The following is a 14,328-nucleotide window of genomic DNA, read 5'->3' on the forward strand; positions in this document are numbered from 1 at the left end:
GCGTGCTCCACCGGGCCTGCGTCACGCGGCACCTCGCGATGGAACGTGCAGCGCAGTGGTCTGGGGGACATCATCAGGGCGTTCCTTTCTGCAACGTTGCAGTCACCGGACTCTCACGATAAACGTCTGATCATTGAGTGTCAATCTGCACCCTCGCCCCCAGCAACACGGGAGCGTCTTAGGGAATTGATTGAACCTTTACCGTCGGCGCGTTTGGGCGCGCCCACCGCGTGCGAGGCGTCGGTCGGGTCCCCGCATCGATAGACTGCGTGCGTGGCAACCGGCGCCGACGACACCGCAACGGGCTCGGGCTCCCGTTCCGACCGCGTGATCGCGATCGTCAAGGAGATGATCGCGTCCGGTGAACTGCAGGCGGGCGACCGACTCCCGATCGAGAAAGAGCTCGCCGCACGGTGGGGAGTCTCGAGAGGATCTCTGCGGGAAGCCGTCCGTTCGCTCGCGGCGCTCGGTGTGCTCGAGACGAAGCAGGGCGACGGCACCTACGTCACTCAGCTCGACCCAGGTTCGCTGCTGCGCCCGCTGGAGTTCTGGGCGGGACTGCAGGAGGCGACGCAGTCTGTCGACCTGCTGGGCGTGCGCAGGGTGCTCGAGACCGAGTCCGCCGGACTCGCCGCCGTACGGCTCACCGACGACGATCTCGACGAGCTCGAGCTGATCCTCTCGGACATCGATGTGGGGTTGGCCTCCGGCGAACTCGGCCCCGAGTCATTCATCGATGCGGATGCGGCATTTCATCAGCGGATCGCTGCCGCCAGCGGCAATGCCGCCCTCGCCGCTCTGATCGACAGCCTCATGACCAGGACGCTCCGCGGCCGCTTGTGGCGAGCGATCACCGAACGCGACTCGCTCGGTGCGGCACACGCGGAGCACCGGGCGATCCTCGCGGCGCTTCGCACGCGCGACGCCGAGCGGGCTCGCATCCGGATGGCGGCGCATCTGCTCGGCGTCGAGGTCTTCGCGGCCGAGCATCCCGTCGCTGGCGACTCGCGGGTCGAGCCGCTCAGCGAGTAGTCACCAGCAGGTCCTGCGCCTTTCGCTCGAGCCAGTACTGGCCATCTGGGAATCGGTAGCGTTGCACAGTCTCGTCGCGCAGCTCGGCGCTGTATCCCGGTCGCGAGGGCAGTGCGTAGTGGCCGTTGGAGACGATCACCGGGTCGACGAAGTGTTCGTGGAGGTGATCGACGTACTCGGTCAGGCGCTTGTCGAGCGATCCCGACACGGCGACGTAGTCGAAGATCGAAAGGTGCTGGACGAGCTCACACAGCCCGACTCCGCCGGCGTGCGGGCAGACCGGCACGCCGAACTTGTGTGCCATGAGGTACACCGACAGGATCTCGTTGACACTGGCGAGCCGAGCGGAGTCGAGCTGGCAGAAGTCGAGAGCCTCTGCCTGGAACATCTGCTTGAAGAGCACGCGGTTCATGCCGTGCTCGCCTGTGGCGACGCCGATGGGCGCGACAGCTCTGCGTATCGCCGCGTGCCCCAGCACGTCGTCGGGACTCGTGGGCTCCTCGATCCACAGCGGCCGGAACTCGGCGAGTGCGTTGATCCATTCGATCGCCTGCGGCACATCCCACACCTGGTTGGCGTCGACCATGAGCTCGGCATCCCAGCCGATCTCTTCGCGGGCAATGCGAAGCCGTCGGCGGTCGTCGTCCAGGTCTGCGCCGACCTTGAGCTTGAAGTGACGGTACCCGTCGGTCACCGCCTCGCGCAGCAGTGTTCGAAGCTTGTCATCTGAGTAGCCGAGCCAGCCCGCACTGGTGGTGTAGCAGGGATATCCGCCGCGCGCCTTCAACTCCTCCAGGCGCTGGCGCCGGCCCGGGGCCGCCGAACGCAGCATCGCGATGGCTTCGTCGCGAGTCAGCGCGTCGGATAGGTATCGGAGATCGGCGGCATCGACCAACTGCTCGGGGCTCATCTCGACCAGGAGACGCCAGAGCGGAACGCCCGCTCGTCGCGCTGCCATGTCCCAGAGCGCGTTCATGACCGCAGCCATCGCGAGGTGGACCACGCCCTTCTCCGGACCGAGCCACCGCAGCTGAGTATCAGAAGCCAGCTCTCGGTAGGTTGCACCCAGGTCGTCGAGCAGCGTGTCGACATCCTGCCCGACCAGCGGCAGCGCTCGCTGCCGTGCTGCCTCGGCACAGAGATCGTTGCCGCGACCGATCGTGAATGTGAACCCGTACCCGGACAGCTCGGAGTCGGTCTCCAACACCACATAGGCCGCCGAGTAGTCGCCGTCCTTGTTCATGGCGTCGGAACCGTCAGCGTCGAGCGAGGTGGGAAAGCGCACATCGTGGACGCGGACATTGGTGATGATCGGCATCAATCATCCCTTCGTGCGGTGTTGGTAACTCCAGGTCATTTGATCTATCGACCAGAAGTGAGAAGCCGAGTTGGTCGCAGAGGTCGCCGCGAGGCGGCCCTCAGTGCACCGCATCGCGCCGAGTAAGCCTCGACAGGCCATACGCTGCGCCGAGTCCTCGTCGAGACGCGGATCCATCCCTCGAAGAATGTGACTTCAACGGCCAGCCCCAAAGATCTGATCTTTACACATGCTAGCCGCGATGATAGCGTGACGTCGAACCGAGAGGCAGCAGTTCCAGATGCAGCGAGTGCTCTTCCCCCACTCGTGGGAGTTCCGAGAGCGGTACTCCGCCGGTCAGACCGAGTTCGAGTCGGTCGTGCTCCCGCATGATCCGGTGCTGGCTTCGAGTCGACTCGATGATCCGGCCCTCCAGGCCACCGGGTACTTCCCGGGCGGCGAATGGGAGTACCGCGCGAGGCTCCCGGCACCAGCGCACTGGCGAGACCGTCACGTCGTGCTCGAATTCGAATCCGTCTACCGGTCGGCCGCCGTCTTCGTGAACGGCGACCTCGCGATTCGGCGACCGTCGGGAACCTCCACCATCTCCGTCGAACTCGACCGGTACCTGCGTTACGGCGGCGAGAACGAGATCATCGTCGAGGCACGTGCCCACCGGGATGCGAGGTGGTACACCGGGGGCGGCATCGTCCGGCCGGTCCACCTGGCAATCGCGCCCCGCGTCCATGTCCCGCTCGATGGCATCGTCGTGACGACCCCCGAGCATGACGCCGAGGCTTCGGTCGTACAGGTCGTGACCACGGTGCGAAACCTCGAGGCGATCCCAGCCGTGCGGCGGCTCGAGACGAGCATCGTCGATCCCTCAGGCGAGGTCGCCGGCGTCGATCGCACGAGGGTGAGCGTCCCGCCCGGCGGCAGCACCCAAGTCAGCCAGCGCATCCTCGTGATGGCACCACGGCGGTGGTCCGTCGAAACGCCCGACCTCTACCGCGTCGACTCACGCCTCAGCTCGGGTACCGGTGACATCGACCTCGACCGGAGCGAGGTGCAGTTCGGCATCCGGACACTTCACCTCGATGCGGACCGCGGCCTGCGCATCAACGGCGACCCGGTCGAGTTGCGTGGCGCTTGCGTGCACGCCGACAACGGAGTGATCGGCGCCGCGACCTTCGATCGCGCGGAGGCGCGCCGGGTCGCCGTGCTCAAGTCCGCAGGTTTCAATGCGATCCGCAGCGCCCATCAACCGATGAGTCGCGCGATGCTCGATGCTTGTGATCGTCTGGGAGTGCTCGTCATGGATGAGCTCACCGACGTCTGGACCAGATCGAAGTCGCCCGACGACGGCGCGGATCAGTTCACGGACTGGTGGCAGCGCGATCTCGAGGCGATGGTGACCAAGGACCGCAACCATCCGAGTGTCATCATCTACTCCATCGGCAACGAGATCCCGGAGGCGGCAACCCGATCAGGATCCCAGCTGTCGAGGAGCATGTCTGCCGAGGTCCGCCGGTTGGATCCGACCCGGTATGTCACGGCCGCCGTCAATGGCGCGCTGTTCGTGATGGATGCGGCCGTGGAGGTCGATCCGGAATTGCTGGACGGGGCGCCGCTGCACCCGGTCGACGAGATCAACGGCCGCGCGTCGAGCCTCGAGGATCGGATGAGTGCGCTCGGCGTCACCGGCGCGGTGACCGCGCTTACCGAGGAGGCCTACGGTGCCCCCGATATCGCGGGAATGAACTATCTTGACTGCCGGTACGAACTGGACCGCGAGCTTTTCCCGAATCGCGTGATCGTCGGGTCTGAGACCTTCCCCACGCACATAGACCGACTGTGGGCACTCGTACGCGCCAACCCTCATGTGATCGGCGACTTCACCTGGACAGGTTGGGACTATCTGGGTGAACCAGGCCTCGGGCGCATGCACTACGCGGACGACCCACCGGGCAACGGCGCACTCGGCCCCTACCCCTTCATGCTCGCGGGTTCCGGCGACATCGACATCACCGGCGAGCGACGCCCTGCCTCGTACTACCGAGAGATCGTGTACGGCCTTCGGTCGGAGCCGTACATCGCGGTCAGGCGTCCGCAGACGAGGGGTAGGACGACGAGATCGGCTCCCTGGTCGTGGACCGACTGCATCCCGTCGTGGACATGGGGAGGTGTCGGCACCGAACCGCTCGAAGTCGAGGTGTACAGCGACGCACCCGAAGTAGAACTGCTCGTCAATGGCCGCTCCATGGGACGTCGGCCGACGGGGCCCGACCATCGGTATCGCGCGCTGTTCGAGGTCGAGTACGTCCCCGGCCGCATCGAGGCACACGCCATCCGAGAGGGACTGGGTGCCGAGTCTGTAGTGCTGCAGACGGCGGGGGTCGATCGGCGTCTGAGGCTGACACCCGAACGCGAGGCGCTCGCCGTCGATGGTCGAGATCTGGGCTACGTCGTGATCGAGATCGGGGATGCCGACGGTGTCAGGGCCACCAATGCAGACGTCGAAGTCGAACTTCGGATCGACGGACCTGGATCACTCCAGGGATTCGGGAGCGCGGCGATGGTCACCGAGGAATCCTTCGTCGATGCGCAGCATCGACTCCACGACGGCCGCGCGCTGGCCGTGATCCGTCCGACCTCAGCCGGACGAATCACCGTGACGGCGTCGGCTTCCGGGTACGTGTCGGTCTCGGTCGACCTCGAGGCACGCTGACCGCAACAGTGCCGGTGGAGCCAGCAGGGACGCTTGCTGGGCGTCATTCGTCGTGCTGGACTCCAGAATCCGGTCGGGCCGCATTGGATCGCGGGAACTGGACGGTGACCGGCCCGGTGGAGAGATCGACCGATTCGTGTTCGCCATCCGGGCCGCGAACGTCGACGACGTCCCCGTCCCGGGCAGCCGCAGAGCCCCCGGCGGCACGCAGCGTGGACACGAGGACGTTCTCGTCCCAGCGGAGGCTCTCGACGACAATGCCACCTCTGGCGCGGACGCCGCCAATCGACCCCCGGCTCCACGAATTCGGCAGTGCGGGCAGCAACGAGATCCGATTGGGCTGCGACTGCACGAGCATCTCGATGACGACGGCCGGCAGCCCACCGCTCGCGTCGACGTTGAAGATCGCGTCGCCGTCGTGCGTCGACACGGCGTTCGAGCGCCAGAAATCGCGCGCGAGCGATTCGACGCACTGTCGCGCGGCTTCGGCATCCCCGAGCCGAGCTGCCGCGAGGCCGAGGCCAACGAGGCCGAATGCCATCTCCATGCGACCGTCGCCGGCTGCCCACGGCTTCTCGTTGCGCCAGGCGAGCTTGCGCCTGATCGTCTCGAGCGCAGCCGCGCGGAGCTCGGGTGCGCTGGCTGCCTCGTCGTCCTCGTACCAGAACGGGTAGAGCTGCGAGACGTGCCGGTGCCCGATCTCCTCGGCGATCGTGGGATCGAGCCACTCAGCGAAGGTCCCTTCGTCGGTCACCCGGTAGGGCGGCAGCCGATCGGCGAATGAACGCCACGCGTCGCGGTCGGCTTCCTCACCCAGGATGTCGGCGATCCTGATCGCGAGACGCGCGGCATCTCGGAACGCCGCGACGTCCATCGTGGCGTCGACTCCAATGGGATTGGCGCGGTTGCCAGGGGTGTTCTCGGGGGAATACGACGGAGCGAGATGGAGTAGGCCGTCGTCGCCTGGCAGGGCGACCGCGAGCGCGAAGGCCATGACGTTGCTCGCGAGCGGCCAGGCGTATTCGCGCAGAATGTCCACGTCACCGGTCGCGGTGAACTGATCCCATGCCAAGCGCAACACCCAGGCACCGCCTGCCATCCAGTACAAGTGGGGAAAGGCGGGGGCGAAGTGGTTGCTGTTGCCGTGCGAGTCGAAACGCGCAGGGAGCAGCCAGCCAGGGGCGCCGAAGATCCGCTGCGCGTTCGCAGCGTAGTCGTCCACGTGCCGGAAGATCGCCCGCAGGTACGACGTGAGCAGCTCAGGGGTGCCCGACGCGATGAGAGATGCAACACCGCCGTGCTGCACATTGCCGTTCTGCGTCCAGTCGCCCGACCACGCCGGCCGGCGAGTTCCCTGCCAGATGCCGACGAGCGTGGGAGGAAGGACTCCGGTCGACGAGATGATCGTGTGGCGCCCGGATGCGAACGCGAGTTCGACGGCTGCAAGCAACCCCTGCGGGTCACCGGCCCTCGCCCGCTGCAGCACGTCGTCGTAGGACACGGCGTCGTCGACGCCGCTGTTCAAGTCGAGCGAGCACGCCTCGAACAGGGACGCGTGCGTTTCGGCCGCGGCGACCTCGACCTCGGCGATGCCGCCGAACAATTCGACTCGGATGGGGAGTCGGACGGTCCGCCCGGCGGTCAGACGCAGGCGCACGCCGCCCGATTCCGGCTCGGCGTCTGTGCCGGCCGGGAGGTCGACAATCAGCCTCGCGTGCCTCGGCGGCCATGGGCTCGGCGGGTTCTCGCGCACGAACGGTGACAGATTGCCTTCGGCGACCTTGACGTCGAGGGTCATGCGAGAGCCGTCGATGGTCGGGACGGCCGGTTCGAGGAAGACGCCGTAGTCCGTCGACGGATATTCACCGGGGTCGCGAGGCGCCTCACCGAAGTCCAGTGCCAGCACGCCGCTGTGGTCGTGATCGGACCAGAGCTCGACCGACATCCCGCCCGTTGCCCGGTCCGGGATCAGTGCGATGCCGCTGCCGACACCTGCGCCATCGGTCCACTCGACTTCCACCCTGCCGGTGGTGAAGTCCCCGACCCTCCGGTACTGCCCGCCCTCGACGGGAGTGTCGGGACTCCACGTGAGTTCGGCGATCGGCACGAACGGATCCGTCCAGATCATGGAGCCGTCGTAGCCGTCGTCGCGCGCGAGACGCTGCGTGATCGAGGTCACAGTCTCGCCATCGCCGGCGAGAGCGGCCGCCCGCACCTCGGCGATCGCCGGTTCGATGCGCGGTGCCGCTTTCGCGGAGTTCACCGGCAGGAAGAACTCCTCGTGGCACACGTGGATCGAGTGGCGCGTCGGTGTGCCGGACAGCACCGCTCCGAGAGAGCCCGTGCCCGCGATGAGTCCGTGCTCCCAGTCGATGCCGGCAGACGAACTCCAGAAGCCCGTTCGGATGGTCACGCTGACTCCGCTTCCTGATCGTTCGCCCCCGCCATCGGGGCATTTGCCTTGCATCCGCCATCGTAGCGTCGAATCATCCAATGAATGTTCGCACTCTCACGAACGATCCGAACACTTGACCCGTTCAAGCTGATCTGAATGACCGACTCAACCTGAATCGAGCGGATGCTTCGTCCACACGTCCCGTTCGCGGTAGGGTCTATTCATCTTACCTTTATGACTCTTCGGAGGATCCATGCGGAGCGCGTCTTACGTCGGAGCAGGTCGCGTCCAGAACCTGAACTTCGTGGGGATCGACTCTCCGGGCTCCCTCCAGGAGCGCTGGAACGTGCGTGCCGACTGGCTCATCCGGCTTCCCGATGACTTGCCGCTGGATGTCGCTGCCTTGGCCGAGCCGACCGCCGTCGCCGTGCACGATGTCCGCCGGTCCGAGCTCCGCCCGGGAGACAAGGCCGTCGTGATCGATCTGCTGATCAGCAAGATCGTGCCGCTCTCGCAGACGCGCCAGGCGTTCGACGATCTCGAGGATAGTTGAGGATAGATGATGACCACGCCGGAGTGGAACGACCCTGCAGTCTACGAGTGGGGCACCGAGCCCACGCACGCCTCTCTCATGCCCTACGAGACGCTGGACGAGGCGCTGCGCGCGGACCGCCGCGATTCGCCCTACCGTCTCAGCCTCGATGGGGATTGGAAGTTCCACTGGTCCTCGAATCCCGCGTCGCGTCTGATCGATTTCGCCGGCGAAGACGTCGACGACACGGGATGGGCGACCATCCCGGTTCCCTCGAGCTGGCAGCTGCACGGCTACGACTTCCCCATCGGCGTGAACCTCATCCTGCCGTGGACCGGCGCGAACGGGAATCATGAGCAGCCCGATCCCACTGGCGACTACCCGCACGCGCCCACGCTCTACAACCCGGTCGGTCAGTACCGCACTGTGTTCGACCTGCCCGACGGCTGGGAGAATCGCCGTTCCTTTCTCCAGTTCGACGGCGTCGAATCGGCTTATTTCGTGTGGGTGAACGGACAGCGGGTCGGATACCGCGAGGACAGCTATACATCCGGCGAGTTCGATGTCACGGCTCACCTGCGCCCGGGCCGCAATCTCGTTGCGGTGGAGGTGTACCGATGGTGCACGGGCTCGTACCTGGAGAACCAGGACAATGTGCGGCTCTCGGGCATCTTCCGCAGCGTCTGCCTTATCTCGAGGGCGCAGGTTCTGATCCGGGACTTCACCGTCCGCACCGACCTGGACGATTCCCTCGAGAACGCGCGGCTCGAAGTCGCGGCCGATGTCCGTGGCTACGGCGCCGAGAGCGGCGCCCGCGATCACAGCGTGCGGGCGCGGCTCTTCGACGGCGTCACCTCCAGTGCTCGCGAACTGTGGGCGGATGCCGCCGCGGTGGCTGCCGCCGCCGGCGGTGACGCGTCGGCCAGTCTCTCGGGATCGGTGCCGCAACCGCGGTTGTGGTCGGCGGAGGACCCCGAGCTCTACACACTGGTGCTGGAGCTCCTCGACCGCGACGGATCAGTCCGTGAACGCGTCTCGACGCGGGTCGGATTCCGGCGAGTCGAGGTCATCGACGGAGTTCTGCGCCTCAACGGACAGGTGATCTCGATCCGCGGGGTGAACCGGCACGAGTGGAGTCCACGGACCGGTCGCACCCTGACCACGGCGGACATGATCGCTGACATCCGGCTCATGAAGCAGAACAACATCAACGCCGTGCGCACGTCGCACTACCCGAACGACCCGCGCTGGTACGACCTCGCCGATTCGTATGGCCTCTACGTGTTCGACGAGGCGAACAACGAGACGCACATCAACCGTGTCGACGCCGCCGGAAACCCCAACATCCCAGGCGACCGTCCGGAGTTGCGGCAGCCGCTGTTGTGGCGCATGCGCAATGTGGTCGACCGCGACAAGAACCATCCCAGTGTGATCGCGTGGTCCACGGGCAACGAGTCGGGAGTCGGTTCCAACCTGCAGGCCATGTACGAGTGGGCGAAACGGCACGATCCGAGCCGACCCGTCAGCTACCAGGACCCGAACGGCTCTGGCTCGGCCGTTGTGCCGACGGAGTTGTCCGACTTCGACGGGGACTTCTACCCTCCCGTCGAGCAACTGCTCGCCCGAGCCCAGCGGGACCCGCGGCCGTATCTGCTCATCGAGTATGCCTTCGGACAAGGCAACTCATCCGGCTACCTCGACGAGTACTGGGCAACCATCCGAGCGAATCCCGAACTGCTGCAGGGCGGATTCCTGTGGGACTGGGCGGACAAGGGACTCTCCTGGCCCGTCCCTGGACGCCCGGGGGAGGAATTCTTCTCGTATGGCGGTGACTGGGGTGACGATCCCAACGAGGAAAGCGCCCACATGAGTGGCTTGGTGCTCTCGGATCGCACACACACCGCCAAGCTCGCCGAAGCGAAAATCGCGTATCAACCCATCACCGTCACCATGGCGGACGTCTCCGCTCTGACGCTGAGCGTCTCCAACGAGCACCTGTTCACCAGCCTGGACGGGTACACCCTGGAGTGGGTCCTTTCCGAGAACGGCGCTCCCCTTCAGGGGGGCGAGATACCGGGCGCCGACCTGAACATCGGACCGCAAGAGGACGCTCAGATCCAGGTCCCGGTCACGCTTCCCGACGATCCTCGACCGGGCGTCGAATACCGGCTCGACGTGGTCTTCGTACTCTCGGACGCGACCACATGGGCCGAGCGGGGACACGTCGTCGCGCGCGCGCAATTCGATGTCCCGGTGGCGGACCCTCTCGACCGGCTGCCGTTGGAGACGGCAGACCTGCCACCTGTGATCGTTGCGGACAGCGCGACGTCCGTTCGCGTGGCCGGAGACCGATTCTCCGCTGAGATCTCCCGGATCACCGGCCGACTGACGTCGCTGCATTACGATGACCGGGAACTGCTGGTGAGCGAGCTGACGCCGAATTACTGGCGGACCCCGAACGATCCGGAACTGGCCATCCCCGACATCCGGGTGAATCGTCCCGAGCCGTCGCAGCCATGGCGGGGCGTCGGTGACGACTGGGCCATTGAAGGTGTCGAGATCTTGCCGATCCCCGATGGGGTCCGGGTCGTCGTCCGAGGCACCGTCACCACAAAGGTGCCTTTCCGGCCGAGCTTTCAGATCACGACCTCGTCGCAGTCGATCACTTACACCGTCTACGGCAACGGCCAACTCGATGTGCTGTCGACCTTTGCCCCCGACGCCGGAACGCCCAACCCGCAGGTCATCGGCACGACTCTGACGCTCATCCCGGAGCTCAGCACCATTCAGTGGTACGGGCGTGGGCCGCACGAATCGACCGCCGATCGTCGCACTTCTGCCTTCTTCGGGCAGTACTCCGGGTCGGTCGCCGATCAAGTCACGCGGTACAGCCGCCCGCAGGACTCTGCGAACAAGGCCGACACGCGGTGGGCGGCCCTCGTCGACGACACCGGGAGCGGCGTGCTGTTCGTCGCCGGCGGCAGCATGTTCTTCAACGCTCAGCCTCACGCGCCGGCAGAGCTCGCCGACCGACGGCACTGGCACGAGGTCCCCGAGTCCCGGGGAACGGTCGTCCGCGTCGATGCCGCTCAGGAGGGGATGCAAGGCGGCAACTGGGACGTGGTCACCCGACCCGACAAGTACAGCAACACCCCCGCCAAGGGACCGTACACCCAGCTGTTTCGCATCCTCCCCCTCCGCGGTGACCTGGCGCCAGCTGAGCTGGCGACGGCCTTCGTCGAGACTGAGCTGCCATATTCGCCGGCAGGTGCCGTGTGATCGGCGTGAGCGTGCGGTAGACGGGGTGGACCGAGGTACCGGGTGAGTCAACCGCGGCTCGTCGGCCACCACGCGGCGGCGCACCCGCACAGCAGCGCGACGGGTGCGCGCCGATCGTGTCGCTGAGCGGTGCCACCTCGCCCTGACTGTTGACTGTGTACGCGCCGATTCCGATCGCCCAGCTCAACATCAGCAGCAGGGCGAGCTTGTCAGCGCGCCGGCGCTGTGCTGTCCCGGACCATGAGGGAGGTCGCAAGCTCGACGTGCCGCGACGAGGGCGGGTGCCCTTCCGCCATGACGAAGATCGTCTGCACGGCCATGGCGCCCATGCCCTCGAGGTGCTGGTGCACGGTCGTGAGCGGAGGCGTGGTCCACGCGGCCTGCGGCGTGTCGTCGAAGCCCATCACGCTCAGATCCTGCGGCACGGAGACGCCGAGCGCGTGGGCGGTTGCCAGAACGCCGACGGCGATCTCGTCATCACCCGTCATGATCGCGGTCGGGGGGTGTGGCGAGGTGAGCATCTCTCGCGCGTACTCTGCTCCCGTTGCGATGGCGAACTGTCCGGACCGGATCAGCGCGGGATCGATCTCCACCCCTGAGGCGTCCAGCGCGGCCTGGTAGCCGTACAGCCGGTCGCGCGCGGCAGCCGACGTCTCGGGGCCGCCGATCCACGCAATGCGGCGGTGTCCAAGCGCAAGGAGGTGCTCGGCGCCGGTGCGCGCTCCCGCCCAGTTACTCGACCCGACGCTCACCATCTGGCGATCGTGCGCATCGACCGGGTCCACCATCACGAACGGCAGGTTCGCGTTGCTTGCGGCCTCGAGCAGTCCGTCCGGGCGGGAGAGCGTCAGCCCGATGAGGCCGACGACGCCCGACGCCTGTTGCTCGGCGACCCACTCGCGGGCGACGGCGCGCTGCATGCGCGAGGAGCGGTCAGGTGCCAGGCGCGTGAGCAGATCGACACCGGCTTCCGTCGTGGCCGCGAGTACGCCTTGGAGCACACCGACGATGTAAGGCGACGCCGGGATGTCGAAGACGACCGCGATCGAACGGCGGCGTGACCCCGGGGGGTGGCCCGTCGTCGGCCGGTAGCCGAGTTCAGTGACCGCGGCGAGCACGCGCTCACGGGTCTCATCTGAGATGTCCCCGCGGCCGTTCAGTGCCTTGGACACGGTCGCACGGGAGACTCCGACCGCCGTGGCGACGTCTGCCAAAGTGGCGCGATGCCGCTCGGGCCCGCTCACGAGAGACTCCGGAATGCCGAACAAGTTTCGATCTGGTGCGTCATCAGCGACCCCCATGCGTGCTCAAGGTGTTGAGAAGAATTGACAGCTGACGCGTCATTGTTTAGCCTGACAAACGTAACATGTTGCGAAACATTTTCGCAACCTTTGAACTACTCCACCATGACCAACGGAGGTCGTCCTTGTCCGTCGAAACGTCGCCCGCTTTCACCGTAGACGGCCGCTCCGCCGCTGAGACGCCGTTGCATCACGTGTGGAGCGTGTGCGTCGGGGCGGGTCGCGCCAACGAGGCGCTGCGCGCGGACTGGCAGAGCCATTTCCGCGAAGCGGTGGGAACGCTGGGCGCGCGCTACGTCCGCTTTCACGGACTCTTCCACGACGACATGTTCGTGTACCGGGCGTCGAATGGCGGCGGCTTCGGCCCGCCGACGCCGCTGGAGAGGCCTGTCTACACCTTCGCTTACGTCGACAAGGTCTTCGACGCCATCCTGGCCGCCGGCGCCCGACCGTTCGTCGAGCTCGGCTTCATGCCTCGCGAGCTCGCGACGCAGACCGAGACGCTGTTCTGGTGGAAGGCTCATTGCAGCCCTCCCACCGACATGGGGGCGTGGGTCGACCTCGTCACCGCGACCGTCGAGCACTGGATCGAGCGGTACGGCATCGACGAGGTGCGCACCTGGCCGTTCGAGGTCTGGAACGAGCCGAACCTCGTCCCGCACTTCTGGACGGGCACACGCACGGAGTACTTCCAGCTGTACGAGGCCACCGCGAAGGCACTCAAGGCGATCGACCCGGAGCTGAAGGTCGGTGGTCCTTCGTCATCGGTCTTCGTGCCCGATTCCCGCTATGACGGCGAATACCACGACAGGTCGGTCGAGGCCGCGACGGCGGAGGCGGCGGACCCCGACGCTCTGCCGTGGAAGCCGGTGTGGATCCACGAACTCATCGCCTACTGCGCCGAGCGCGGCCTCCCGCTGGACTTCCTCTCCACGCACCTGTACCCGACGGACTACGCCTTCGACACGCAGGGGGTCGGCCAGTCGATCAGCCGCGACCGCGACGCGACCCGAAGCGACCTCGAGGTCATGCGCCGGGTGATCGCCGACTCCCCCTATCCCGAAGCCGAGCTCCATGTCACCGAGTGGTCCACGTCGCCGTCCAGCCGCGACCACATGCACGACACGGTGTACGCCGCGACCTACATCGCGCGCGCCCTCCTGCAGTGCCACAGCCTCGCCGACTCCATCTCCTACTGGACGTTCACCGACGTCTTCGAAGAGGGCGGCGGCGGTATCGGCCCGTTCCACGGCGGCTTCGGCTTCGTCAATGAGCAGGGCATCCACAAGCCGACGTTCCACGCGATGGCGGCGCTGAACCGGCTCGGGGATCGCATCGCCCTGCAGACCGACCACGGCATCATCACCCGAACGGCGGAGGACGCCGTCGCCGCCGTGTTCTTCAACTACCCGGATTCGATGGGCACGCGCTCAGTGGGCGGCGCCACCCGCTACGCGCAGACGCACCGGCTGGCGGGCGAAGGTCCGGCGCGTCGTATCGCGCATTCGGTCACGGGACTCGTGCCTGGCGACCTCTACACCGTCGAGATTCTCGACCAGGAGCACGGCAACGTCGCGGAGGCGTGGCACGAGCTCGGCGAGCCCCTGAATCTCAGCCGCCAGCAGGTCGCCGATCTCACGGCGATCGCCGACGGCCTCGACCGCCGCTCGCTCACCGTCGGCGCCGACGGCGTGCTCGGCATCGACATCACCCTGGCGCCGTGGGCCGTCATGTCGATCTCACGAACCAACCCCTGACCCGCGA

At 66.5% G+C, this 14,328-nt stretch carries 8 protein-coding genes; 5 read left to right on the forward strand and 3 right to left on the reverse strand.

Annotated elements, in window-relative coordinates; translation table 11 throughout:
* The first annotated feature begins 273 nt into the window (after positions 1–273).
* Positions 274–1,032, forward strand: coding sequence for a FadR/GntR family transcriptional regulator (locus tag Q9R08_RS01495; protein WP_308866042.1), 759 nt, complete (start codon positions 274–276; stop codon positions 1,030–1,032).
* Here the strand turns inward: Q9R08_RS01495 and Q9R08_RS01500 are convergent.
* The gene (locus Q9R08_RS01500; RefSeq protein WP_308866043.1) at positions 1,022–2,350 is read right to left on the reverse strand and encodes an enolase C-terminal domain-like protein; all 1,329 of its coding nucleotides are present in this window, start codon (positions 2,348–2,350) and stop codon (positions 1,022–1,024) included. The genes Q9R08_RS01495 and Q9R08_RS01500 overlap by 11 nt on opposite strands.
* 280 nt (positions 2,351–2,630) lie before the next feature.
* Between Q9R08_RS01500 and Q9R08_RS01505 the strand changes: the two genes are divergently transcribed.
* Complete coding sequence (locus Q9R08_RS01505) at positions 2,631–5,057, forward strand: glycoside hydrolase family 2 TIM barrel-domain containing protein (protein WP_308866044.1); 2,427 nt, start codon at positions 2,631–2,633, stop codon at positions 5,055–5,057.
* A gap of 43 nt (positions 5,058–5,100) precedes the next feature.
* Here the strand turns inward: Q9R08_RS01505 and Q9R08_RS01510 are convergent, their stop codons facing one another.
* Positions 5,101–7,470, reverse strand: a complete 2,370-nt coding sequence (locus Q9R08_RS01510; RefSeq protein WP_308866045.1) for a glycosyl hydrolase family 95 catalytic domain-containing protein — start codon at positions 7,468–7,470, stop codon at positions 5,101–5,103.
* A 235-nt stretch (positions 7,471–7,705) separates the two neighbouring features.
* On the opposite strand from Q9R08_RS01510, the gene Q9R08_RS01515 reads away from it, so the two are divergent.
* Positions 7,706–8,005 (forward strand): MDR/zinc-dependent alcohol dehydrogenase-like family protein, encoded by a 300-nt coding sequence (locus Q9R08_RS01515; RefSeq protein WP_308866046.1) that lies wholly within the window; start codon positions 7,706–7,708, stop codon positions 8,003–8,005.
* Between the two features lie 9 nt (positions 8,006–8,014).
* Positions 8,015–11,263 (forward strand): glycoside hydrolase family 2 TIM barrel-domain containing protein, encoded by a 3,249-nt coding sequence (locus Q9R08_RS01520; protein ID WP_308866047.1) that lies wholly within the window; start codon positions 8,015–8,017, stop codon positions 11,261–11,263.
* 209 nt (positions 11,264–11,472) lie between these two features.
* Here the strand turns inward: Q9R08_RS01520 and Q9R08_RS01525 are convergent, their stop codons facing one another.
* Positions 11,473–12,564, reverse strand: coding sequence for a LacI family DNA-binding transcriptional regulator (locus Q9R08_RS01525; RefSeq protein WP_308866048.1), 1,092 nt, complete (start codon positions 12,562–12,564; stop codon positions 11,473–11,475).
* A 125-nt stretch (positions 12,565–12,689) separates the two neighbouring features.
* On the opposite strand from Q9R08_RS01525, the gene Q9R08_RS01530 reads away from it, so the two are divergent.
* On the forward strand, positions 12,690–14,321 hold the full coding sequence (locus tag Q9R08_RS01530) for a GH39 family glycosyl hydrolase (RefSeq protein WP_308866049.1): 1,632 nt from the start codon (positions 12,690–12,692) through the stop codon (positions 14,319–14,321).
* Positions 14,322–14,328 lie beyond the last annotated feature (7 nt).

It is taken from the genome of Microbacterium psychrotolerans (assembly GCF_031085295.1).
Classification (GTDB): Bacteria; Actinomycetota; Actinomycetes; order Actinomycetales; family Microbacteriaceae; genus Microbacterium; species Microbacterium psychrotolerans.

Coding starts and splice junctions, on each gene's coding strand:
- Q9R08_RS01515 (WP_308866046.1), top strand. CDS start 7,706: ATGCGGAGCGCGTCTTACGTCGGAGCAGGTCGCGTCCAGAACCTGAAC.
- Q9R08_RS01525 (WP_308866048.1), bottom strand. CDS start 12,564: ATGGGGGTCGCTGATGACGCACCAGATCGAAACTTGTTCGGCATTCCG.
- Q9R08_RS01520 (WP_308866047.1), top strand. CDS start 8,015: ATGACCACGCCGGAGTGGAACGACCCTGCAGTCTACGAGTGGGGCACC.
- Q9R08_RS01500 (WP_308866043.1), bottom strand. CDS start 2,350: ATGCCGATCATCACCAATGTCCGCGTCCACGATGTGCGCTTTCCCACC.
- Q9R08_RS01505 (WP_308866044.1), top strand. CDS start 2,631: ATGCAGCGAGTGCTCTTCCCCCACTCGTGGGAGTTCCGAGAGCGGTAC.